The sequence below is a fragment of the Phocaeicola plebeius DSM 17135 genome (assembly GCF_000187895.1).
GTDB lineage: Bacteria > Bacteroidota > Bacteroidia > Bacteroidales > Bacteroidaceae > Phocaeicola > Phocaeicola plebeius.
In genome coordinates, this window is sequence record NZ_DS990123.1 from 1 (window position 1) to 23,404 (window position 23,404).

Consider the following 23,404-nt stretch of genomic DNA (forward strand, 5'->3'; position numbering starts at 1 on the left):
TTACCTGTTAGGTAACTGGCGGCGGAGGGATGCGCTCGTTATTGCACTTAAGCGACACTCACGGCACGAGCTGACGACACATGCAGCACCTCACAAAGTCCGAAGACTGACTGTTTCAGATCATTCCTTTGCAATTAAGCCCGGGTAAGGTTCCTCGCGTATCATCGAATAAACCACATGTTCCTCCGCTTGTGCGGGCCCCCGTCAATTCCTTTGAGTTTCACCGTTGCCGGCGTACTCCCCAGGTGGGATACTTAACGCTTTCGCTAAGCCGCTGACTGTATATCGCCAACAGCGAGTATCCATCGTTTACCGTGTGGACTACCAGGGTATCTAATCCTGTTTGATACCCACACTTTCGAGCATGAACGTCAGTTACGGCTTAGTGTGCTGCCTTCGCAATCGGAGTTCTTCGTGATATCTAAGCATTTCACCGCTACACCACGAATTCCGCACACCTCAACCGCACTCAAGGACGCCAGTATCAACTGCAATTTTAAGGTTGAGCCCCAAACTTTCACAGCTGACTTAACGACCCGTCTGCGCTCCCTTTAAACCCAATAAATCCGGATAACGCTCGCATCCTCCGTATTACCGCGGCTGCTGGCACGGAGTTAGCCGATGCTTATTCATAAGGTACATACAAGCTCCCACACGTGGGAGGTTTTATTCCCTTATAAAAGAAGTTTACAATCCGTAGGACCTTCATCCTTCACGCTACTTGGCTGGTTCAGACTCTCGTCCATTGACCAATATTCCTCACTGCTGCCTCCCGTAGGAGTTTGGACCGTGTCTCAGTTCCAATGTGGGGGACCTTCCTCTCAGAACCCCTATCCATCGTAGGCTAGGTGGGCCGTTACCCCGCCTACTACCTAATGGAACGCATCCCCATCGTACACCGATAAATCTTTAATGATGCTATCATGCAATCTCATCATACCATCAGGTATTAATCTTTCTTTCGAAAGGCTATCCCTGAGTGTACGGAAGGTTGGATACGCGTTACTCACCCGTGCGCCGGTCGCCGGCAATTGAAGCAAGCTTCAATCCCGCTGCCCCTCGACTTGCATGTGTTAAGCCTGTAGCTAGCGTTCATCCTGAGCCAGGATCAAACTCTTCATTGTAAAATATTTTTACTACCCTTTCGGGTATGTTTTATCTCTGTTCAGGAAACCGATTTTTTTCATTTTCCTTGTTTCCAAGGGTTATTGACGGTTGTCTTCCGTTCATCCCATATATACATTATATAAAGGACTACTTCTTGTACTACATCCTAGTCTGTTTATCTAAAGTCTTTCAAAGAACTATCTTTTCTCAAGCTCCCGTTTCAGCGGGAAAGCGTTTGCAAAGGTAAGGCGTTTTTTCGTAACCTCCAAATTTTTTCGAAAGTTTTTTTGAAAAAATTTTTCAGAAGGTTTTCAGAAGGCGTGCGGCTTATCCTTTCTCGCTCCCTTGCACATCCGCAAGGTAAGATACTCGGTGCAGCATCCGGCACTCTCTTCCATAGCCTCAGCTTTACTCAGTCTGTCATCTTCAGCGGCTCTCCCTCTCGAAAGCGGTTGCAAAGGTACAGACTTTTTCCATTTCTGCAACTCTTATGGCACACTTTTTTGAAATATTTTTTCAGGGTTTTATCTAACTCGCTGATTTACTTTATGCTATAAAGCATGTTTTTTATTGCTATACGAAAACGGATGTGAAATACTCTACATTATATAATTCGTGCGTACGCGTATGCGTGCGCGTGCAAAGGAAGACAAAAAGATTTCTCACTGAAAATTAATAATCAATACAGAAAAAATGCCTACAGAATATGTGCTACGACATAAAAATCCCAAAGACCAAACCATAATTTTTTCAACATGCAGGAAACTTTTCCACTTTTCCGTCACGAAATAAACATATATTTTCCCAAAGAGAAACTGCACAAGTCACGCGAAAGAGAATAAATCTCCCAAATGAGAAATATGAAAAATCAAAAGTATCTACGATTTTTTTACTGAAAACATCATTGTCATCTCCCAACAATAGATAAACCAACAACAGAACAGTTAGAAAACAGCCCTTCACGTAAGGGCATAAAAAAAGGAGTTCCGCTGAACTCCAACCTTTGTTAACCTTAAATCTAATACTATGAAAAACACAGTACAAAAGTATTTATTTTATTCGAAATAGCAAAACCAAAGGCTCCAAAAGAATGTTTTACAACACACATTAACCAAAACCTATTTACCGATTAAATCCCTTAACAAATATAGCCTCAACCTTAAAAAAATCAAGAACGAAACTGCATTATCATATTACCTCTCCCAACACCCGATTACTTTTGTCTAAAAATCATACACCCCTTGTCAAAAATTTAGACACTCACAAAAAATAGGAAAATCACATATAGTTATAAATCAACGATTTGAAACAATGGCACGAAAATTGTATCGTATATTGCAGTAAAAACAAAACCAAACACAGAAAATGAAAACTTACTTTACCTTTTTACAGCGCAACAAGCTTTTTACCTTTGTCAATGTCATCGGATTAAGCATCTCACTCATGTTTCTCCTGCTGATTACCCACATGGTCACCCGACAGCTCACCGTAGACAAAGACATGAAAGATGCAGACCGGACTTATGTACTGGCTAACGAGATATGGGCAGGAGGTCACATCTTACTGGGTGACAAACTACAAAGCCGTTATCCGGAAATAGAAGACTGGTGCGCCGTAAGCGGTTACTACGAACAGTTTGTCAGAACTAACGACCAACCGGTTAATATACAAATGATGTTTGTCCGCGAAAACTTCTTCCGGTTCTTCAACTTTCATCTGCTGGAAGGAAATCCGGAAACCTTACTGGCCAATGAAAACAACATCGTGCTGACACGTTCCTGTGCCATCAAGCTGTTTGGTACGGAACATGCGTTAGGAAAAACACTTATTGAACAAGCATTCGGTGACCGGCGCTGTACAGTAAGTGGAATCATTGAAGACATTGATAATTCTATCTTTCCTTCCAATATTGAAGCATTCAGCCTTCATAAGAATGTGCGATATGTTAATTGGAGTGCCAGCGAAGAAAATACCCACTTAGGCAATGCCGCCAGCTGCATCTTTTTCCTGCGTTTCCATCCGAACGTCAATCCCAACGATAAAGCCGATGACATTGCCCGCTTCTTCAAAGAATTCTTCTGGATTTACCAATATGATTCCGTTAAAAAGGTATTATTCATCCCCATACACGAATTTTACTTCTCCGATACACAGGCCGCTGGAGCCATACTCAACCAATATAGCCTGAAAGTGGTACTTATTTTCCTGACCATCGGCGTCTTGATTCTGTTTATGGCCATCTTCAACTACACCAGCATGAGCATTGCCCAGACCAGTTACCGGGCAAAGGAAATGGCTACCCGACGTCTGTTAGGTTCCTCCAAGAAAAGCATCTTCTGGCGCATGATTGCCGAATCGTTCCTGCTGACCACGCTGGCCTTTGTGATTGGTTTTCTACTGGCCAAGGCAGCAGAGCCTACAGCCATGGAACTGCTTCATACACGGCTTGACATTGTGGGTGACTTAAATCCCCTCACCCTATTGTGCTATTTGCTTCTGATTACCGTACTTTCCTTACTCTCCGGATTCGTACCTGCCACTCTGCTGTCACAATACAATCCGCTGGACATCGTAAAAGATACCTTCCGCCGCAAGACCAAGACTTTATACCTTCGCCTGCTAAATATTGTGCAAAACGGACTCACCATCGCCATGTTAGGATGTGCCATTTACCTGAGTGTACAGATTTACCGCATCCTGCATGCCCCATTAGGGTATGAATATGGACATGTCATCCACTACCCGCCTATGGCCAGCGACCAGAAACTTCAGCTTTTCCGCCAGGAAGCTCAGAAACTCCCTTTCGTAAAACGCGTCAGTTTTGCACAAGGTACTCCCATTGACGGTGGAAACAATGATACCATGTATTTTACATCGGCCGACAGTACCAAGGACCTAAGTTTCCAGACCTTTGTGGTGGACTCTGCCTTCATCGACATCTTTCATATCCAAATTACAGAAAACCGCCATGCAGGATACGATCCTCAGAACTATCTGGTGGGACAATCAGCCATGAAAGAATTAAAACGACTAGGATTTACCAACCATGTGAGTAGTAGCGACGGTAACTACTCTTGGAACATCACCGGTGGGTTCAAAGACTTCCAGATTCGCTCTCTGCTTATGAAAGATCCTCATCCGCTGCGTATGCAAATTGCTCCTTCCGACAGCATCAGCCCATGGAACATCCTGGTAGAAGTACGCGATGATCAACCTGAGGCTTATAAAAAGCAACTGGACCAGCTCTATTCCAAGATAATAGACGGATACTCGTTTGATTCAGAATGGTATGACACACTGGTACAGAAAATATATGAAAACATTACCCGTATGAATCACCTGATTCTTATCTTCACCTGCGCAGCACTGGTTATTTCCCTGTTAGGACTTACCGCCATGAGTATCTACTTCATCGCACAACGCAAACGAGACATCGCCGTACGCAAGGTATTCGGCTCCGACAGCCGCAGCGAAATGCTCCGGTTAATGAAATTCTCTTCCGCATCACTAGCGGTCAGTCTGCTCATCGGCCTCCCGCTGATGTGTATCGGCATTCAGCAGATAGACAAGATTGTGACCTACGAAAGCAGTTTCCCCTGGTGGGTACCGGTTGCCGCTTTCCTGATTGTAGCCCTCATCTCACTGGCCTCCGTCTGGTTAATCAGCCGAAAAGCCGTACGGGAAAATCCAGTACTGAACCTGAAAACAGAATAATCTTACCCAAATCAGAAACATAAAAAAGAAAATATGAGAACCATCCTACGCAATCTATTCTACACACTGAAACGCTTCCAGACCGCCTCTGTGCTGAACCTGATGGGACTTTCGGCTGCCTTTGCCGCCTTTGTCCTGCTTATGATGAAGGTGAGTTACGAACGCGATTTCGATACCTGCTATCCTTATACCGACCGCCTGGTCATGCTGAACCTGGCACGACCTCAAGAGGAGAATTATGTCAGTACACTTCCCCGAGGTCCTATCGACTACCTCATCCAACAAGTACCGGGCATCGAATATGGCACCATCTATTCCCCTGCCTGGCAGAAGCAGGCTTTCTACACCGACCCCAAGAATCCGCAATACTTCTATGAGGAACCCTGGGCCGTATATCCCGACTTCGGAAAAATCATCGGGCTGAAGTTTGTGGAAGGCAGTGACCAGGAGATGAACCAGCCGGAAAGTGTCATTGTGTCCGAAAGCTATGCCCGCAAACTATTCCCGAATGGAGATGCCTTAGGTTCCTATCTGTACACAGATACTCCAGACTGGCGAAATCCGGAAGCCACCAAATTCCGGATATGCGGTATTTTTAAAGACCTGCCAGAAAACTGTCAGTTCCAAAATGACCTCTTTGTTCCGATGGGAAAACTTCAGGAGAACGACTGGGGCAGCCAGAACTTTTTTGCCTTCTTCTTGCTAAAACCGGGAGTCAGCGTGGAAGAAGTCAACCAGCAGATTGCAGCTACAGAAGCCAACAAACGACTGTTTACCGGAGATCAAGGTACCCAGAAACTCTATGTCCTCCCGATACAGAAACTATATTATGACATGCATTCCCCTTACTACTTCCAAACAGGTAGCCGCAGCACCATGACCCTGCTGGTAAGTATCGGGTTCCTGATTATCCTCATAGCCTGCATCAATCTTATCAATTTCAGCACGGCACTGGCTCCGGTACGCATGCGCAGCATCAATACCCAGAAAGTGCTGGGAAGCACCAACGGAGAACTGCGCCGTGCCCTGGTAGCCGAATCGGTGAGTATCGTATTAATAGGATGGCTATTATCATTGGGTATTGTCGCAGCCCTGATACGCCTGAACGTGCTTTCTTTTATGGGCTTTACCCCTTCCCTGCTCGTTTACTGGAAGTATGTGCTTTACACCGGAGTGATAGCCCTGCTTACCGGTATCGTAGCCGGACTGTATCCGTCATGGTACATGACCTCTTTCCCTCCTGCCCTTGTATTGAAAGGAAACTATGCCCTGAGCGGAAAAGGGAAACGTCTTCGTACGGTACTCATCGGTTTCCAGTATATTGTTTCGTTTGCCCTGATTGTGACCGCAGCTTTTATTTTCCTGCAGAACCGATTCATGCGAAACCATGAACTGGGCATCGACAAAGACCAGATACTGGTCGCTTCCCTCCCCCAAATGCCTTATCACAGCAGTCCGTACCGCAAATTCGACACTCAGCTGAAAAGTTTTGCTGAAATCGACGACATCGCCTACGCCAAATGGGAGTTAGGAGCCACCGAGGGATATACACAGTATACCTTCCGCTACAAAGGAAACAACTACGGACATCAATATATTGACGTCACAACGAACTTCTGCCGAGTCATGGGAATGCACATTCTGTCGGGAAGCGACTTCCTGCCCAGCGATTCCATCTACACCTCCCAGTTAAACTTTATCGCCACGCAGGACCTTCAGAAAGAAAGCGGTATCCCGGCAGGAGAGACACTCGACTTTTTCCCATGGGGAATGAGCGCCACCCTCAAAGGATATGTGAATAACGTGCAGTTTACTTCACTCAAAACTGGCTCCGTCCCCTATATTTTCTGTCCCAACGGTATCTACAGCAACAATGTGCTACCATTTGCCTACATCCGCGTAAAGGCCGGAAGTAATATGGACAGCGCACTGAAGCATATCCGTCAGACAATGAGTGAATGTTTTACGGGCTATCCCACAGAAGTGAAATTTTACGACCAGATATACGGCCAGCTTTACCAAAAAGAAACAAACCAGCAAAAGATAATCACCTGGTTCAGTCTGCTTGCCATTCTGATTTCACTGGTAGGAGTATTTGGACTGATTATTTTTGAAGCCGCACACCGCCGTAAGGAAATCGGGGTACGAAAAGTATATGGAGCCTCCACGGGACAAATTCTTTGGATGTTCGGCCGCTCCTACCTCACGCTTTCCATCGTCTGTTCACTCCTGGCCAGTCCCATCGCCTGGTATGCCGTATCGGAATGGCTGAAACAGTTCAATGAGAAAATCCCTATTTCTCCATGGGTATTTCTGATTACATGCGTCATAATCAGTCTGATTACACTGATTACCATTACCATACAGAATTACCGGACAGCCAGTAGCAACCCTGTCAACAGCCTGAAATCAGAATAAAATCCAATGAAAAAATTGAGCGACAAAAAACGTAAAGGCGTTTGCACTAAAACGTCAAAACGTTTTTATCGGAACGCAAGTACATTTCAGTTTAAACGCCCTTACGTTTTACATTGAATGTACTTGCGTTTTAAAGCAAATATAAAAAGCGTTTCTTTAGGCTGAAAAAAAAGGCATAAAAAAAGGAGTTCCGCTGAACTCCAACCTTTGTTAACCTTAAATCTAATACTATGAAAAACACAGTACAAAAGTATTTATTTTATTCGGAATAGCAAAATGAAAGGTCTAAAAAGAATGTTTTACAACATACATTAACTACAAAGCTCTGGGCAATAAAACCCATTAACAAAATCGAGCTCAAATATAAAAAAAGGCTATCAGAACTGGCAGCCTGTCAGCAGTCAGCCAGTTTGTAAGTCCGGAAGCGTTTCCCTTTCTTAAGTTTGAACACAAGTTCCCTCCGATCCTTATGAAAAAAACGGTCGCGAATGTTCACACCAAACTCACACGTTTCTCCCTTTTTCATGTTAGGAAGATGAATCCGGCATATTCTTTTCTTTTTATAGAACAAATAAAAATAGGTTTTACGCATCACCTTTTCTCCTTCATTGCTGATTTTCATTTTCAGACGTTTTCCATCGTGCATCGCACAAAATACAGGAGGATAAATCACCATTTCCTTCAGCACATCATCACTATCATTAGACGCTACCAGTTGCAGGCATTCATTATCCGGCACAGACTGGGCAAAAATTTGTCCGATAAAAAAAATCCACACACATACGATTCCGATGACTCTATAATACTTCATAACCCAATACCTCCTTTATTATACCCATGGCACCTAAAGTTACAAAAAGATTCAATTGCCTTGCATAAATGAAAGGTTTATTTCACAAATAAAGAATAAAAGGCCAGTTTCAGGATAAATCATACCATAAAGCACGCGGCCTGACACACCGTTATGGCATGCCAGGCCGCTCTGCTGAAATTTGCAATTCTTACTTATTTTTCTTCCACTGTTCTTTCTCTATCAAATAAGAGATGACAAGGCCTAAACCTCCTCCTAACAGAACGCACGCTCCGTAAATTATAGAAACGGCCTCATTTACAGCCCATCCTTCTTTACCTGAAAAGTAGGACTGCTGGGTAACACACACCAGAAAATATCCCGTCAACAATCCTGCTCCTAACCCAAGTAGCAAACATCCTATACGCAATCCGCTAAACGAAAACGAACTGGGACGATACATAATGCCATTCTTAAAGGTTTCCGGTACCTGTTTGTCGCCCATCTTTTCAATCAGCATCATCCGTTCTCTGCGGCATACAAACAATTCAAACACTTTATAAATTACTCCAAATACAATTGCCATATTGGCACCAATCATCAATTCTTCCATTTTATTCGGTTTTTAATTTGTTACTTTGCCCTTTAGACGCAACCCATGCGGAAAGGTTACACTTTTACCGAAAAAAATATTTTTATGATTTCAGTGTAACCTTTTACTTTGCCCTGCGTCTAAAAGGCATCATGAATCACGAGGAACTACATATCATTGCATCTATCCTAAGTGGACGAACCGAACAGTTCGCCTACTTTCTCGACACCTACGGACCGCAGGTTTTCCACCTGATAGTCCGCATGGTTGGCTCACCGGAAGATGCAGAAGAGCTGACACAAGACTGCTTTATGAAAGCCTTCACCCACCTTTCCTCTTTTCATGGAGACAGCAGTTTCTCTACCTGGATTTACCGCATTGCCTACAATGAAGCGACTTCCGCACTCCGGAAAAAAGACAAAGAACTGCTTTCATTCGACGACCGGATGTGGAACAGTCTTTCAGATACAGAAATAGATGAGGAACTGGATACCGAAAACGAAGTGCAGATTCAAAAATTACAGCAGGCACTCACCCAGCTCAAGCCCGATGAACAGGCACTCGTTACCCTGTTCTATGAAGAAGAAAAAAATATAGAAGAAATAGCCTACATCTTTCATCTGACAGAAAGTAACGTAAAAGTAAAACTGCACCGCATCCGAAAAAAGTTATGTAACTTAATGAAAGAGGAGATTTAAGACATGAGAACAACAGATAAAGGACTTCAGAAGGCCATAAAAAGGCAGCCCCATTACAAGCTGCCTAGTAATTTCAGCTACCGCATGATGCAAAAGATACAAGAGGAAAGTATCTTACGCGAAAAACGGCAGGAAAAAAGAATGTTCATCCTCTTCCTTGTCTTCGCCATACTCAGCGGGGGAAGTTGCATCGGATTTTTTATATGGAAATACGGAGCAGCCTTCATCAGCTATTGGCACACCTGCAAGGAAATACTTCCGGACTCCCATACGCTCCTTTTCTACCTGCCCACGCTCTGTGCCCTCTGTCTGCTGTACTTCTTCGACCGATGGCTACGAAAGAAAATGCATAAAACAGTTTAAAAACTGTACCATACTAAAAAGGGCGAATCTCATTCGAAATTCGCCCTTTCCATTTCTATATCAATCAGAAATCTTATTTCCGATAGCTTTCCAATTCTTCTGCCTGGAACTTACGGATGAAGTTGAAATGCTTTTCTACCTCAGATTCAGCGTAGTTCACATACACGTTCAATGACTTGCCGAACATGTCAGGAGCCTTTGTCGCATCCTGCAAGAGCAGATGGCTCATCACGCACACGGCTGCCATCTCATACAAACGACGAGATACCAGATCCAGCAATTCCTGGTTCTGTGCTTCCTTCACTGCATTGGTACATGCTTCCAGCTTACGAGTCATATCCTTGATACGATTCATATAACCTTCAAATTCCGGAGCACAAGGAATCAGTTCATATTCATGCAAAGTAGCCGCATACGAACCGTTTGTTACGTAACGGATGGCAGCTACTGTCTGCAACTGGGTAGTACCTTCATAGATGCTGGTGATACGGGCATCACGATAGATACGCTGACAAGCATATTCCATCATGAAACCTGAACCGCCGTGTACCTGAATACAGTCGTATGCATTCTGGTTGGCATATTCAGAGTTCATACCTTTTGCCAGCGGAGTAAAGCTGTCGGCCAGTTTTGCATAACGTTTCTGTTCCTGACGTTCTTCCGGAGTCAGCTTGCGTTCACGGGCAATGTCATCCAACGCTTTGTAGATGTCCACGTAACGAGAAGTCTGATACAACAACGCACGACCTGCATCCAGTTTTGCCTTGATAGTAGCCAGCATGTCATACACAGCAGGGAATTCGATAATTGCCTTACCGAACTGTTTACGGTCTTTTGCGTATGCCAAAGCCTCATCGTAAGCAGCCTGGCTCAAACCTACAGACTGAGCGGCAATACCCAGACGGGCACCGTTCATCAACGCCATGACGTACTTAATCAAACCTAACTTACGTTCACCGCAAAGTTCGGCCTTTGCATTCTTGTAAACCAATTCACAAGTAGGAGAACCATGAATACCCAACTTGTTTTCAATACGACGTACGTCTACTCCACCATCGTTCTTGTCATAGATGAACATAGACAATCCACGACCGTCGTGTGTACCTTCTTCCGAACGAGCCAATACCAGGTGAAGGTTTGCATCACCGTTTGTAATGAAACGTTTCACACCGTTCAGGCGCCAGCAATTGTTAGCTTCATCGTATGTAGCTTTCAGCATCACACTCTGAAGGTCGGAACCTGCATCCGGTTCAGTCAAGTCCATTGACATAGTTTCACCGGCACAGATACGCGGAATGAAACGGCTGTGCTGATCTTCGTTACCGAATTCATAAAGTGTTTCGATACAGTCCTGAAGTGACCAGATGTTACCGAAACCGGCATCAGCCTGAGCCACGATTTCTGCACACATGGTGTACGGAGTAATCGGGAAGTTCAAGCCACCGTAACGGCGCGGCATAGTCATACCATTCAAACCAGCTTTCACCATTGCATCCAGGTTGGCCTTTGTACCGGAAGCGTATTCCACGCGACCGTTTGCGCAATGTGGACCTTCTTCGTCCACTCCTTCTGCATTGGCTGCAATTACTTCACCTGTAATTTCACCGGTAATTTCCAATACTTTATCGTAAGAGTCGACTGCATCCGCATAGTCCTGCGGTGCGTAGTCATACTCGTCTTTATCTCTGTAATCGCGTTCTTTCAACTGACAGATACGCTCCATCATCGGATTGTTCAAGTGGAACTTGAGTTCCGGATGTTCTGTATAAAAGTTTGCCATTATTTACTGTTCTTTTTATAATACTTAATCATTTTCGGAATAACCTCTTCCACTGTGCCGTTGATGACATAATCGGCAATTGCATTGATAGGTGCATTTTCATCGTTGTTCACAGAAATGATGATACCTGCATCCTGCATACCGGCAATGTGCTGAATCTGTCCGGAGATACCACAAGCGATGTACAGTTTAGGATGTACGGTCACACCTGTCTGACCAATCTGACGGTCGTGGTCGCAGAAACCGGCATCTACTGCTGCACGGCTGGCACCTACTTCTGCATGAAGTTCCTTAGCCAGTTCGAACAACATATCGAAACCTTCCTTGCTACCCATACCGTAACCACCGGCAATTACAATCGGAGCACCTTTCAGGTTGTGTTTAGCCTTTTCTACGTGACGGTCGATTACTTTCACTACGTAATCAGTTTCAGGCACGTATTTCGCTACGTCGTGACGAATCACTTCACCCTGATAATTGGCATCTACGATTTCTTTCTTCATCACACCTTCACGTACGGTAGCCATCTGCGGACGATGTTCCGGATTGATAATGGTAGCCACAATGTTACCACCGAAGGCCGGACGAATCTGATACAGCAGGTTTTCGTAAGTGATACCGTTTTTCTTGTCTTCATGGTTACCGATTTCCAGCTGCGTACAGTCGGCAGTCAGACCACTTGTCAGTGCAGAAGACACACGCGGACCCAGGTCACGACCAATTACGGTAGCACCCATCAAACAAATCTGCGGTTTTTCTTCCTTGAACAAGTTGACAAGAATAGAAGTATGAGGAAGTGAAGTATAAGGGAACAAGCCCGGAGCATCGAACACATGTACACGGTCTACTCCGTATGGCAAAACTTGTTTTTCTACATCTGCAAGGTCTGTACCGGCACAGATAGTTTCCAGCTGACATCCCAGCTGAGTGGCCAACTTACGACCTTTGGTTAAAAGTTCGAGACTGACATCGGCAACGTGCTTGCCTTCCATCTCACAATATACAAATACGTTATTCATAGTCTTTATCCGATAGTATGGTTAGCCAACAGTTCAACAATCAAGTTTTCTACATCTGCATCGCTGCCGGTAAGCGTCTTGCTTTCCTTTGCCTGGAAGATGATGTTCTCAATCTTCTTTACCTTAGTCGGAGAACCCGACAGACCGCATTGTTTCGTATCACCGTTTACATCGGCTACACTCCATTCTGTGATATTCAGATAAGGACGGCTTTCATACAAAGAAGCATAAGGCAATTCAGCTCCGTCTTTAGTAATGGCAGCCTTTTCCTGACCACCCAGTGCACGTTTGTACTTCTGTACCAGTTTCGCATTGCGCGGACGGCAAGGAGCCGCACTACCGTTTACAGTCAATACAATCGGAAGCGGACCTTCTACAGTTTCCACACCTCCGTCGATATGGCGTTTCACACGGATACGTCCGTCTTTTACCTCCTGAATTTCTTCTACGTAAGTCACCTGAGGCAAACCTAATTTTTCTGCTACCTGAGGACCGACCTGTGCGGTATCACCATCGATAGCCTGACGTCCACCCACGATGATGTCATATTCACCAATCTTGCGGATAGCTGTTGCCAGCGCATACGAAGTAGCCAGCGTATCTGCTCCGGCAAAAGCACGGTCTGTCAGCAAATAACCGTTGTCTGCTCCTCTGTATAATCCTTCGCGGATAATTTCAGCGGCACGACCCGGACCCATTGTCAGGATAGTTACAGTAGAACCAGGATGTGTGTCTTTCAGTCTGAGTGCCTGTTCCAGGGCATTCAAGTCTTCCGGATTAAAAATCGCCGGAAGTGCTGCACGGTTAATTGTACCGTCAGCATTCATGGCATCTTTTCCCACACAGCGTGTATCGGGAACCTGTTTAGCCAATACTACAATTTTCAAACTCATTAGATTCTTTATTTTGGTATTAGTAAATTCTTGTCGGCAAATTTAATGAAAGCATTTGTTCCGCAAAAAGATATGAAGAAAATTTAAGTGTATTCTCCACATCTTCACTCAACTGTGAATAGGTGGCAATGGGATTATCGGAATACATGGACACAACCGTTCCATCCCTCCTGCAAACATACACCCGGGGAATTCCGCTCGTAGAAAACAATTCATACACCCGCCGGTCATCCTGTGCCGAATAGGGTATGGTCAGAGAGTTCTTCTCCCAGTAATCTGCTACTTCCTCTTCGCTTTCCTCCCGGCTGATGGCATAGATAGCAACCTCTTCATTCGCAGCATATTCTTCATATAATCGCTGAATAACCGGTAATTCTTTCTGGCAATCCGGACATTCCGTATGAAAGAAAATCAATACAGCTACCTTTCCCTTAAGAGACTGCGTACTCAGCTCTGAGCCATCATTCAAAACGACCGAAAAATCCGGCAACACATCGCCCGGCTCCACTATATTCTCACCAGCCGAAACCTCTTCACGGATGCAGGAAAACAACAAGCACCCCAATAACACGAAAAAAATACTTGACCAATACTTCATACGGTAAAGATAAACAAGATACACAAGTTTTGCAAACTCTAAGAACTTGTTTATCTTTGACTCCTGAAAAAGACTTTATAAAATATGAATACAATGAATCAGGAAACTGCGCAACTTCTCCAGCAAATCGGAATTGAGAAGTCTGATTTAAACTGGACTACACAAGTTGTACTCATCTTAGCCATCTTACTGGTATCTTATCTTACTACACTAATCTTCCGCCATCTTATCATGCCGGCCGTACGAAAAATTACAGCCCGTACCAAAGCCACGTGGGACGACTATCTGTTCAATGACAAGATGATGAAAGCCTCTTGCCGGATGATTCCACCTATCACCTGGTACATCCTGCTCCCTTTTGCCTTTGATGACAAATCGGCCTACCTACTTCAAATCCTATTGAAAATCTGTCTGATTTATCTCATCATCACGGCACTCATGCTGATTAAATGCTTTCTGGACTCTCTCTACGAAATATCCAGTGAGCATGAAGCCTTAAAGAATCGTCCGCTCAAAGGTATCTACCAGATGATAAATCTGGTATCCATCGGAATAGGTATCATTCTTATCATCAGCGTCTTGATTGACCGGAACGCCACCGCTATCCTGACCGGACTCGGTGCCTCGGCCGCCATTCTGATGTTGATTTTCAAAGACAGTATTCTGGGATTAGTGGCCGGCGTGCAGCTTTCGGCCAACGACATGCTCCGTCCGGGCGACTGGATAACCATGACCAAATACGGTGCCGACGGTTACGTGATTGAAGTGTCGCTGACTACCGTAAAAGTACAGAACTTCGACAAAACCATCACCACGATTCCTCCTTATGCACTGGTCAGTGACTCGTTCCAAAACTGGAGGGGCATGCGCGAATGTGGAGGTCGCCGCATCAAACGCTCACTGTTTATCGACATGACTACCGTACATTTCTGTACACCGGAAGAAGTGAACCGATTCGTACAAAAAGGATGGATAACTGCTCCAACCGAAGGAAATGAACCACCTGTCAACCTACACGTGTTCCGCGAATATGCCCTCAAATACATCAGCAGCCATCCCGAAGTGAATCACAACCTGATGCAGATGGTCCGCCAGTTGCAGCCCACCACCGAAGGTATCCCCGTAGAAATCTACTGTTTCTCGAATACCCCCGACTGGATTCCATACGAAACCCTGCAAGGCGAAATCTTTGACCACCTGATAGCCATGATACCGGAATTCGGCCTGCATATCTTCCAGCGCCCGGCCGGAACCGATTTTCAACCCAATGAGAAAAATGAATTTCTAACTTCAAAATAAAAAACAATGGAAACAGGACTTACATACAGCAGCACCGTACAGGTAAATTCCACCAACACCGCCCTGGCACTCGGCTCAGGAGATATAGAAGTGTTTGCTACCCCCGCATTGGTAGCCTTAATGGAAAACGCTGCCATGAATGCTGTAAAACCCGTACTCCCGGAAGGCTCTACCACCGTGGGTGCCATGATTCAAACCTCGCATCTCAAACCCTCCGGTCTGAACGAAGAAGTGACCGCTACCGCGGAACTCACAGAAATAGAAGGACGGAAACTTACCTTCAAAGTTAGTGCATCCGACAGCAAAGGACTGGTGGGAGAAGGGATTCACATCCGCTACATAGTGGACAGGGAACGTTTCCTGAGCAAACTTTAACAGCACACAATTGTCTACCATAGATTTATAGACAGACTACTGCATCAACAGTAGAACCCTAAAACATCATTTACGTTTTTCATTCTGCACCCCTAAGTTTTCCGGTGCGAAAACCTAGAGATGCAGAATGAGAAACATAAGGTTCCGCAAGGGAAAACATAAAAAACAAAAGTCGAAATACCACTTATCTCCTTCGTATTTTTTCAATTAGTGTAAAAAAGAAATCCCTGAAGCAAGGATATTTCACTTGCTTCAGGGATTCTTCTATATACATATTTGTTACACTATACAATTACCAGCGCAATCAGCTGAATAAACAGAATCAGGAATACCATAGCGATAGGATAAACCGTAGCGTATGCCACTCCCGGGATGTTACTGTCTGTCATCGAATCGGCAGCGGCCAGACCAGGCGTACTGGTCATACCTCCGGTAATGGTGCCTAATAAGTCGAGCAGACTTACCTTGAAGACCCATCGACCCACTATGGCAGCCAGCAGCATAGGTACCAATGTAACCAACGCTCCGACTCCGAAAAGCAGGAAACCACTTTCCTGGAAGGTGGCTACCAAAGTCTTTCCGGCTGAAGTTCCTACTTCTGCCAGGAACAGCAACAAGCCCAACTGACGCAGCAACTGATTGGCCGGACCTGACATGGACCACATAATCGGACCAGTCTTGCCAATGGCACTCAGGAACAAAGCCATCATCAGTACGCCTCCGGTCAGTCCCGGAGAGAAAGTCATGCCACCACCGAAAGAGATGTGCAGTTTTCCGAATAATACGCCCAACACGATACCCATAGCAATCGGGAAGAAGTCTGTATCCGACAAACGCTTTACATCATTTCCCAACAAACGGGCTACTGCCTGAATGCCTTCCTTTTCGCCCACCACCATCAGCTTGTCACCAAACTTCAGTGCCAATTCCGGTGAGGGAGACAAGTCAATACCGCTTCGGCGTACACGAGTGACCGTACAACCAAAGTTCTTCTGCAAGTTCAGTTCACCCAACTGTTTATTAATCATATCTTTCTTGGTGAGCAACAAAGATTCAATGGTCTGTGTATGGCTCAACGGGAGTTCACCTTCTTCACGTTCGCCCAACATCAGAGCCAAACTATTCAAGGAATTCTCACTGCCCACGGCCTGAATGCAATCACCTTCCTGCAATACGGTATGAGCTTTAGGAATCAGAATCTCTTCTCCTTGCTTCAAGCGTGAAATTACGGCTCCCGTCATGGCACGTATGTTCAACTGACTTAGCGTACGGCCAAATACAGCCGGATTCGTCACCCGGAACAAACAAGTGCTCAATTCAGGGAACTGGCTGCGCCGTTCCTTCTCCAGTCTGCGTGCTTCTTCATTCAAGTCCACTCCCATCAGTTTGGGAAGCAACTTCACAAAAAGAATCACCCCAATCACCCCAAACGGATAGGCAATACCGTAGGCAATGGAAGCCAACGGCGACTGGGTACTGTCAATGGCCACCGCCAAACCAGGTGTACTGGTCAAGGCACCAGCTATCAGTCCCACGATACTAGGTGTATCGATATCAAAAAGATATTTCATTCCAACCCCTGTCAGGCAGGCAGAAGCCACAATCAGCAGTGTAATCAGAATCAAGGTTTTTCCCTTGCTCCGGAACGAATGGAAGAAACCCGGACCGGCCTGAATGCCAATCGTAAAGATAAACAACACCAGCCCGAAGGTTCCCAATTCCTTTGGAATGGACACCCCCCAATGCCCGAAGGCAAGAGCAATAAAAATTACGGCAGACACATCGAGCGATAGGCCCATCACTTTGATACGTCCGAGCATAAAGCCCAAGGCTACAATCAAGAAAATTGCAAAATACGAAGTTTGCAGTAAGTCTGTCAACATGGTTAATAAAGATAAATGAATAAAACTGGGATAAAGATAAGCAAATTTTATGAATATCTTTATCCCAGCTTCTGAATTCACTCCTGCAGACTACCTACATACTCGTAAAGTTTCTTATAAAACGCATGCTTGGTCAATGTGGAAGCATCGCCCAGAATAATCAGTTTCATACGGGCACGGGTGATGGCTACGTTCATACGGCGCAAGTCATTGAGGAAGCCAATCTGACCGTCTTCATTGGCACGTACCAGACTGATAAGAATCACGTCACGCTCCTGCCCCTGAAAGCCGTCCACCGTATTGATGGTAATCAAGGAGCGATAAGGCTTGAAAAACGCATCTTTCCTTACCAGCTGACGCAAATACTGCACCTGAGCCTTATAAGGAGAAATCAGTCCTACATCAATCCGTTCTTCTAAAAAGCGTTCCCGACCGATTTTCGTGATGTACTCCTTTAACTGACCAATAGACAATTCAGCCTCCGGCTTATTGATTCGTCCGTAGTTTTCACCTACAAACTCCTCGTTGCAGTCCATGCCTTCCGTATTTACCCATTCTATCGGCGTATCAAAATCCAGGATGCTACGGTATTTCACTTCAGGAGCCGACTGTAACATCCCTCCATAAAACCAGTCGGACGAGAAACGCATAATCTCATCGTTCATACGATACTGTACCTTCAGCAAGGATACCACCTCCGGCTTGTTCTTCACAATGGCCTGCATTAATGTATGTCCTAACCCCGCACGCAAGGCTTCCGGATTCTTCACCGTAGGCGGCAACTGACAATGGTCGCCAGCCCAAATCACCCGGTCGGCTTTACGAAGCGGAATCCAACATGCCGCTTCCAATGCCTGAGCCGCCTCGTCAATAAATACCGTTCCAAACTTCTGTCCGGTGAGCAAGCGGTTGGCACTACCCACCAGCGTGCAGGCAATCACTCTTGCTTCACTGAACAAGGATTCATTGATACGGATTTCCAATTCCGTAGCTCGGTCTTTCAATGAATTGATTTTTTGCCGGATACTTTCCCGGTCATTTCCTTTCCGGCTACGGGTATATAGTTCACGAATCGCCTTACGGATACTCCATAGCTGAGGATAGTCGGGATGTGACTCAAAACGACGTTCGTACGTAAACGACAACATCTTATCGTTTACCCGACTGGGATTCCCGATACGGAGCACGCTGACACCACGGTCTACCAGTTTTTCACTAATCCAGTCGACAGCCATGTTACTCTGTGCACATACAAGTACCTGATTTTCACGATGAAGTGTTTCATAAATAGCCTCCACCAGCGTAGTGGTCTTACCTGTTCCCGGAGGACCGTGTACAATGGCCACATCCTTGGCATGCAAGACTTTATTCACCGCTTCATCCTGTGTGGCGTTCAACCAGGGGAAACGTACCGGTTGAAAAGAGAAAGTAGATACGGGTTGCGTACCATGAAAAATATCCCTTAACTCAGCCAGTCGGTTGTTCTTGGCAGAAATGACCTGTTTCAGTGCCTCGAACATCAGGCGATAGCTGGTTTCATCAAAATAGAGTTGTACCCCGACCACTTCTTTGCTCTGCAGCGTAAGCAGTGCATTGGCATCCGGCAAGATGACTACCATGCGGTCTTCCTCCACGTAATTCACCGTAGCTACGAAATTCAGGTAAGTCAGTTTCCCCGACATGTCCTGCGTAAAGAAACAAACCGGTTTCCCATATTCAAACAGATGCTCTATCTCCTTGTCTTCTTTTCGCTCTACTTCAATGACCAACTGATTCAAGGCATTGTAATAGCTCCGTCCCAGCGATAACGGATACCAGCACATGCCCCGTTTGATTTTCCGGCCAATTCCCATCAGCTCCGTCTGCTGCTGGAACTGCTCCTTTTCGTATTCATACTCTAATTTCAGCAATTCATAGTGATGCTGCAAGTATAAAACAGGCGATTTTATTTGAGTACCTTCCTTATTCATTTCCTTCTACATTTGATTTGCTTTCTGCCAGCATTTGGGCACGCGATTTACTCTGCGTCACCACATAGACACCTGTAAAAATCAACAGCGCCGCTACAATCTTCACCCAACCGAAAGTTGCCATACCAGCAAGTACAGCCACACAACTTCCCACAACCGGCTGCATGTAGTTATACATACTGACTACTGTAGGCCGCAAGGACTTCTGACCGACCAGCATCAAAATATAAGCCACATACGTACCAAAGAGTATAACATAACCGACTTCCAACCAAACTTCTACCGGGAAAGCTGCCCAATCCATCACTGAAAAATCATGATAAGAGAAAGGTATAAAGCATATCGCCGCATAAGTAAACATCCACTTCATCAACGTAATCACGTGATAACGCGCAATCAACTTCTTAAAAATGGTCAGATAACAGGCAAAACTAATCTGAGCTGCCATACAGAGTGCATCCCCCCATACGCTGCCACCTTCCGTATCTCCTCCCCGGTTGCTCAGAATCAAGGTCAGGGCACCGATGGACCCAAGAAATATCCCAATCACCTTTTTCGGAGTAACGGGTTCTTTCAGGAATAGAGCCGCTAAAATCATGGTTACAATCGGCATGGTAGTAGTCATGATAGACGCATCGACCGGAGAGGTCAGTGACAAGCCGAAAGTAAAACATCCCTGATTGCAGACAATCCCTAACAAGGAAGCAAAGAACAGCATCAGCAAATCATGCGGATTGACCTTCTCCTGCTTTACGAAGAAAGAGGTAGTCCAAAAACACACGGCCGCTCCTATCATACGCATATTCGCCAGTGTGAGTCCGGTAATACCCGCTTCCATGGCTGCCTTGCCTACCGGCGACATCAATCCCCACATGCTTGCAGCCAATAACAATGAAATATGAGCTTTTACAGAACCTTTCATGATTTAGTCTCTTTAAATTTCTGCAAAGTTACGAGGTTTTTGAAAAAAGGGCCGGTCGGGCGTTGATTTATTCCCGGGAATTTTCTATTTTTGTTTGACGCGTTAAAAAATACAGTCCATGAAAAAGCAAGCTGAATATATCAAGCGCATTGAGATAAAGGGCTTATGGGGCCGGAAAAACATTGCCTGGGATTTACGCCCGGATGTAAACATCCTGAGTGGAGTAAACGGCATCGGAAAAAGTACGATTCTGAACAACTCTGTCCGCCGGCTGAGTGACCTGGAAGGAGGAGCCCTGAGTAACGGCATACATCTGGGAGTGTCTTTCACTTTCTATCCGGAAGATGCCACCTATATCCACTTCGATGTGATAAGAAGTTTTGACCGTCCGCTGCTCAGTTCCGGATTATTGGAAAAAATCGGTAACCAGAATGTCAAGACTGAACTCGACTGGCAGCTTTATCTCCTGCAGCGACGCTATCTGGATTATCAAGTAAACATCGGCAACCGGATTATCGAGCTTTTGACCAGCGGCAAGCCCGAAAATCAATCCAAGGCAGCCGAAATCTCTCTGCCTAAAACCCATTTCCAGAACCTGGTAGACGACCTGTTCAGTGAAACGGGGAAAAAGATTCTCCGCCAGAGCAATGAAATACAGTTTGAACAAGACGGCGACATATTAACCCCTTATCAGCTTTCTTCCGGTGAAAAGCAGATGCTGGTCATCCTGCTCACCGTACTGGTGCAGGACAACCAACCATGTACCCTCTTTATGGACGAACCCGAAATCTCACTTCATGTAGAATGGCAGCAACGGCTTATCTCGCTCATCCGAAGCCTGAATCCGAATGTGCAAATTATACTGACCACCCATTCACCGGCACTTATCATGAACGGATGGATGGACGCCGTTACCGAAGTGAGTGACATTACAACCCTTTAAAAACATGTAGCCGTATGGGAAAAAGACTGACTGAAAACCTTTCTTCCCTGTACATTGGAGCGGCTAACAGCCTTAAGCCCAAGCGTGCAAGAAGAAAAATCGTGGCCTACGTAGAAAGCTATGATGATATTTCTTTCTGGAGATCCATACTTGCGGAATACGAAGACAACACCCGCTATTTCGAAGTCATGCTCCCCTCTCAGACTTCATTGGCTAAAGGTAAGAAAACCGTACTGATGAACCAGCTCGGGAAGCAATTAGGCGAGAATATGATTGCCTGCGTGGACAGCGATTATGACTACCTGTTGCAAGGACGTACCAACACCTCCCGATACATCATCGAAAATCCCTACGTGATGCAAACCTATGCATACGCCATTGAGAACTACCATTGCTATGCCGAAGGATTGCATGAAATCTGCGTCATGGCTACGCTGAACGACCATAAGCTGATTAATTTTCCGGAATTCATGAAACTTTATTCTCAGATAGCCTATCCGCTATTTGTATGGTCTGTCTGGTTTTACCGGAAACATATTCTGTCTGAATTCTCACTGTTGGACTTCTGTTCCTATGTAAAGCTTGATCAGGTTAGCACTCATCATCCGGAACGAAGTCTGGAAACCATGGCCAAAAAAGTCAACCGCAAACTGCATGACCTGGAACGCCATCATCCGGAAGCGCTGGAAGAGATTGAAAGCATGAAAAAAGAATTCGACCGCTTGGGAGTCCATCCAGACAATACCTATATGTTTATTCAAGGCCATCACATTATGGACAATGTAGTGTTGCGACTGCTCATTCCCGTATGCACCGTACTCCGCCGGGAAAGAGAACAGCAAATCCATGACCTGGCCCTCCACGACATGCAGCTTCACAACGAGCTGACCAGCTATCAGCGAAGTCAGGTAGGGGTGGAAGTCGTTATCCACCGAAACAGTTTCTACAAGAACTCTCCTCTCTACCAGATGATACGGAGAGACATCGAGAAATTTCTCAAAATCATCCATTAGCCGGTATTTCCCTATCCAATTATAGGAAATCCCCTACAAAAGAATGGGCATTTTCATCTTGACCGGAGAATTTTCTTCCGCTAACTTTGTGCTATCAACAAAGCTGGAGAAATCATACTCTCAGCCGGAAAAGACAATGCTTATGAGAACAAGAACATTTATTCTTTGCCTGCTGGCCCTTTGCCTGAGCACAATCCGGGGCTACGCATCCGGTCTGGGCGACTTCCGTATCAATGCCCGTTTCCTGACCGACCGAATGGCCTTTGAACTGCACCTCAACAGTAACCAGTACAACGACCTGTACGAAATCAATTACGACTTTCTCTGCAATATAGGTCCATACGTTTCTGGCATTGCCGTTGCCGACACTCGTGCGATGGATGCATATTACCGTTACCTGGACGAACGAAACGACGACCTGCGATGGGTACTTTCACAAGCAGAATACGTACGCTTCATCGATATCGAATATTTCTTCCGCCCCATTTATGCCATCAATAACGTATGCTATCTGCGTGTGTATAAAATTTATCCGAACAGAACCCATTTCTACTTCGGACCTCCCCGCCATTACCTGACCTACAGAGGCGGACATTGCCGAGCACATTTCGGAGGCGTAAGCTACTACCGGCGTAATTATCCTGCACGCTACCACCATCCGGTGTACAGCCGTCCGTGCCGAGTCAGTCCGCAGATGCGACCGCACGACTTTGCCGGACCACGTCCGGGCAATCGTCCTCCGCAGAAGCCCAACTGGAAACCTGCCCCCCGTCCGGACCGGAAACCTGTCTCTGTGGGTAGACCCAATTACCGCCCGCCTCAGCATTCGGAACACAAACCGCAGGCACGCCCACCTCACAATCCTCACAAGAACCCAGGCTTCAAGCCCCAGGAAAGGCCAACCCGACGCCCGGAGGTAAGTCCCGACAAAATGCGTCCGAAACAAATCCGGGAAAAAAGCAACATAAAAGAAAAAGAGCGTAAATCTCTCTCCAAACGATTATAAATAAAAAAGTGCTGAATCAGG

18 protein-coding genes and 1 rRNA gene are annotated in these 23,404 nt (G+C 45.6%); 9 read left to right on the forward strand and 10 right to left on the reverse strand.

What is annotated here, in order from left to right; translation table 11 throughout:
• Positions 1 to 1,124: ribosomal RNA gene (locus BACPLE_RS05465) — 16S ribosomal RNA — on the reverse strand; the annotation flags it as partial.
• A gap of 1,348 nt (positions 1,125 to 2,472) precedes the next feature.
• Between BACPLE_RS05465 and BACPLE_RS05470 the strand changes: the two genes are divergently transcribed.
• Together BACPLE_RS05470 and BACPLE_RS05475 are read left to right on the forward strand one after the other, a co-directional pair.
• On the forward strand, positions 2,473 to 4,821 hold the full coding sequence (locus BACPLE_RS05470; RefSeq protein WP_007559678.1) for an ABC transporter permease: 2,349 nt from the start codon (positions 2,473 to 2,475) through the stop codon (positions 4,819 to 4,821).
• Between the two features lie 33 nt (positions 4,822 to 4,854).
• Positions 4,855 to 7,239 (forward strand): FtsX-like permease family protein, encoded by a 2,385-nt coding sequence (locus BACPLE_RS05475; protein ID WP_007559679.1) that lies wholly within the window; start codon positions 4,855 to 4,857, stop codon positions 7,237 to 7,239.
• 394 nt (positions 7,240 to 7,633) lie between these two features.
• On the opposite strand, the gene BACPLE_RS05480 is transcribed toward BACPLE_RS05475, so the two are convergent.
• Both BACPLE_RS05480 and BACPLE_RS05485 read right to left on the reverse strand, forming a co-directional pair.
• The gene (locus BACPLE_RS05480; RefSeq protein ID WP_007559680.1) at positions 7,634 to 8,050 is read right to left on the reverse strand and encodes a hypothetical protein; all 417 of its coding nucleotides are present in this window, start codon (positions 8,048 to 8,050) and stop codon (positions 7,634 to 7,636) included.
• Positions 8,051 to 8,240: 190 nt separating this feature from the next.
• Positions 8,241 to 8,642: a DUF6249 domain-containing protein gene (locus tag BACPLE_RS05485; protein WP_007559681.1), complete on the reverse strand. Its 402-nt coding sequence runs from the start codon at positions 8,640 to 8,642 to the stop codon at positions 8,241 to 8,243.
• Between the two features lie 131 nt (positions 8,643 to 8,773).
• Here BACPLE_RS05485 and BACPLE_RS05490 point away from each other — a divergent pair, with 131 nt between their 5' ends.
• Complete coding sequence (locus tag BACPLE_RS05490) at positions 8,774 to 9,319, forward strand: RNA polymerase sigma factor (RefSeq protein WP_007559682.1); 546 nt, start codon at positions 8,774 to 8,776, stop codon at positions 9,317 to 9,319.
• A 3-nt stretch (positions 9,320 to 9,322) separates the two neighbouring features.
• Positions 9,323 to 9,682: a hypothetical protein gene (locus BACPLE_RS05495; RefSeq protein WP_007559683.1), complete on the forward strand. Its 360-nt coding sequence runs from the start codon at positions 9,323 to 9,325 to the stop codon at positions 9,680 to 9,682.
• A 73-nt stretch (positions 9,683 to 9,755) separates the two neighbouring features.
• Here BACPLE_RS05495 and BACPLE_RS05500 read toward each other — a convergent pair whose 3' ends face one another.
• From BACPLE_RS05500 to BACPLE_RS05515, 4 genes are read right to left on the reverse strand one after another with little or no spacing between them, the layout of a single operon-like run.
• On the reverse strand, positions 9,756 to 11,462 hold the full coding sequence (locus tag BACPLE_RS05500) for an acyl-CoA dehydrogenase family protein (RefSeq protein ID WP_007559685.1): 1,707 nt from the start codon (positions 11,460 to 11,462) through the stop codon (positions 9,756 to 9,758).
• On the reverse strand, positions 11,462 to 12,481 hold the full coding sequence (locus BACPLE_RS05505) for an electron transfer flavoprotein subunit alpha/FixB family protein (RefSeq protein WP_007559687.1): 1,020 nt from the start codon (positions 12,479 to 12,481) through the stop codon (positions 11,462 to 11,464). The genes BACPLE_RS05500 and BACPLE_RS05505 overlap by 1 nt, the downstream gene beginning before the upstream one ends.
• A gap of 5 nt (positions 12,482 to 12,486) precedes the next feature.
• Positions 12,487 to 13,374, reverse strand: a complete 888-nt coding sequence (locus BACPLE_RS05510; protein ID WP_007559689.1) for an electron transfer flavoprotein subunit beta/FixA family protein — start codon at positions 13,372 to 13,374, stop codon at positions 12,487 to 12,489.
• A 19-nt stretch (positions 13,375 to 13,393) separates the two neighbouring features.
• Positions 13,394 to 13,972 carry a TlpA family protein disulfide reductase gene (locus BACPLE_RS05515; protein WP_007559692.1) on the reverse strand — a complete coding sequence of 193 codons (579 nt, stop codon included), beginning with the start codon at positions 13,970 to 13,972 and terminating at the stop codon, positions 13,394 to 13,396.
• Between the two features lie 84 nt (positions 13,973 to 14,056).
• Between BACPLE_RS05515 and BACPLE_RS05520 the strand changes: the two genes are divergently transcribed.
• Both BACPLE_RS05520 and BACPLE_RS05525 read left to right on the forward strand, forming a co-directional pair.
• A complete protein-coding gene (locus BACPLE_RS05520; RefSeq protein WP_007559694.1) occupies positions 14,057 to 15,271 on the forward strand; it encodes a mechanosensitive ion channel family protein in 1,215 nt (404 codons plus the stop codon).
• A 6-nt stretch (positions 15,272 to 15,277) separates the two neighbouring features.
• Positions 15,278 to 15,646 carry a thioesterase family protein gene (locus BACPLE_RS05525; RefSeq protein ID WP_007559696.1) on the forward strand — a complete coding sequence of 123 codons (369 nt, stop codon included), beginning with the start codon at positions 15,278 to 15,280 and terminating at the stop codon, positions 15,644 to 15,646.
• A 284-nt stretch (positions 15,647 to 15,930) separates the two neighbouring features.
• Here the strand turns inward: BACPLE_RS05525 and BACPLE_RS05530 are convergent, their stop codons facing one another.
• The 3 genes from BACPLE_RS05530 to BACPLE_RS05540 form a co-directional block, all read right to left on the reverse strand.
• The gene (locus BACPLE_RS05530) at positions 15,931 to 17,529 is read right to left on the reverse strand and encodes an aspartate:alanine exchanger family transporter (protein ID WP_040312476.1); all 1,599 of its coding nucleotides are present in this window, start codon (positions 17,527 to 17,529) and stop codon (positions 15,931 to 15,933) included.
• Between the two features lie 77 nt (positions 17,530 to 17,606).
• Positions 17,607 to 19,499, reverse strand: a complete 1,893-nt coding sequence (locus tag BACPLE_RS05535) for an AAA domain-containing protein (protein WP_007559699.1) — start codon at positions 19,497 to 19,499, stop codon at positions 17,607 to 17,609.
• On the reverse strand, positions 19,492 to 20,421 hold the full coding sequence (locus BACPLE_RS05540; protein ID WP_007559700.1) for a DMT family transporter: 930 nt from the start codon (positions 20,419 to 20,421) through the stop codon (positions 19,492 to 19,494). The genes BACPLE_RS05535 and BACPLE_RS05540 overlap by 8 nt, the downstream gene beginning before the upstream one ends.
• 118 nt (positions 20,422 to 20,539) lie before the next feature.
• Here BACPLE_RS05540 and BACPLE_RS05545 point away from each other — a divergent pair, with 118 nt between their 5' ends.
• From BACPLE_RS05545 to BACPLE_RS05555, 3 genes are all read left to right on the forward strand, one after another.
• Positions 20,540 to 21,364, forward strand: a complete 825-nt coding sequence (locus BACPLE_RS05545) for an AAA family ATPase (protein ID WP_007559701.1) — start codon at positions 20,540 to 20,542, stop codon at positions 21,362 to 21,364.
• A 14-nt stretch (positions 21,365 to 21,378) separates the two neighbouring features.
• Positions 21,379 to 22,377 (forward strand): DUF4435 domain-containing protein, encoded by a 999-nt coding sequence (locus BACPLE_RS05550; protein WP_007559702.1) that lies wholly within the window; start codon positions 21,379 to 21,381, stop codon positions 22,375 to 22,377.
• Between the two features lie 142 nt (positions 22,378 to 22,519).
• Entirely contained in the window at positions 22,520 to 23,383 is an 864-nt protein-coding gene (locus BACPLE_RS05555) for a hypothetical protein (RefSeq protein ID WP_040312488.1), read from the forward strand.
• The last annotated feature ends 21 nt before the right edge of the window (positions 23,384 to 23,404 follow it).

Excerpts from the sequence above, each read along its gene's own strand:
- BACPLE_RS05470 (WP_007559678.1), top strand. The coding sequence starts at position 2,473 with ATGAAAACTTACTTTACCTTTTTACAGCGCAACAAGCTTTTTACCTTT.
- BACPLE_RS05475 (WP_007559679.1), top strand. The coding sequence starts at position 4,855 with ATGAGAACCATCCTACGCAATCTATTCTACACACTGAAACGCTTCCAG.
- BACPLE_RS05480 (WP_007559680.1), bottom strand. The coding sequence starts at position 8,050 with ATGAAGTATTATAGAGTCATCGGAATCGTATGTGTGTGGATTTTTTTT.
- BACPLE_RS05485 (WP_007559681.1), bottom strand. The coding sequence starts at position 8,642 with ATGGAAGAATTGATGATTGGTGCCAATATGGCAATTGTATTTGGAGTA.
- BACPLE_RS05490 (WP_007559682.1), top strand. The coding sequence starts at position 8,774 with ATGAATCACGAGGAACTACATATCATTGCATCTATCCTAAGTGGACGA.
- BACPLE_RS05495 (WP_007559683.1), top strand. The coding sequence starts at position 9,323 with ATGAGAACAACAGATAAAGGACTTCAGAAGGCCATAAAAAGGCAGCCC.
- BACPLE_RS05500 (WP_007559685.1), bottom strand. The coding sequence starts at position 11,462 with ATGGCAAACTTTTATACAGAACATCCGGAACTCAAGTTCCACTTGAAC.
- BACPLE_RS05505 (WP_007559687.1), bottom strand. The coding sequence starts at position 12,481 with ATGAATAACGTATTTGTATATTGTGAGATGGAAGGCAAGCACGTTGCC.
- BACPLE_RS05510 (WP_007559689.1), bottom strand. The coding sequence starts at position 13,374 with ATGAGTTTGAAAATTGTAGTATTGGCTAAACAGGTTCCCGATACACGC.
- BACPLE_RS05515 (WP_007559692.1), bottom strand. The coding sequence starts at position 13,972 with ATGAAGTATTGGTCAAGTATTTTTTTCGTGTTATTGGGGTGCTTGTTG.
- BACPLE_RS05520 (WP_007559694.1), top strand. The coding sequence starts at position 14,057 with ATGAATACAATGAATCAGGAAACTGCGCAACTTCTCCAGCAAATCGGA.
- BACPLE_RS05525 (WP_007559696.1), top strand. The coding sequence starts at position 15,278 with ATGGAAACAGGACTTACATACAGCAGCACCGTACAGGTAAATTCCACC.
- BACPLE_RS05530 (WP_040312476.1), bottom strand. The coding sequence starts at position 17,529 with ATGTTGACAGACTTACTGCAAACTTCGTATTTTGCAATTTTCTTGATT.
- BACPLE_RS05535 (WP_007559699.1), bottom strand. The coding sequence starts at position 19,499 with ATGAATAAGGAAGGTACTCAAATAAAATCGCCTGTTTTATACTTGCAG.
- BACPLE_RS05540 (WP_007559700.1), bottom strand. The coding sequence starts at position 20,421 with ATGAAAGGTTCTGTAAAAGCTCATATTTCATTGTTATTGGCTGCAAGC.
- BACPLE_RS05545 (WP_007559701.1), top strand. The coding sequence starts at position 20,540 with ATGAAAAAGCAAGCTGAATATATCAAGCGCATTGAGATAAAGGGCTTA.
- BACPLE_RS05550 (WP_007559702.1), top strand. The coding sequence starts at position 21,379 with ATGGGAAAAAGACTGACTGAAAACCTTTCTTCCCTGTACATTGGAGCG.
- BACPLE_RS05555 (WP_040312488.1), top strand. The coding sequence starts at position 22,520 with ATGAGAACAAGAACATTTATTCTTTGCCTGCTGGCCCTTTGCCTGAGC.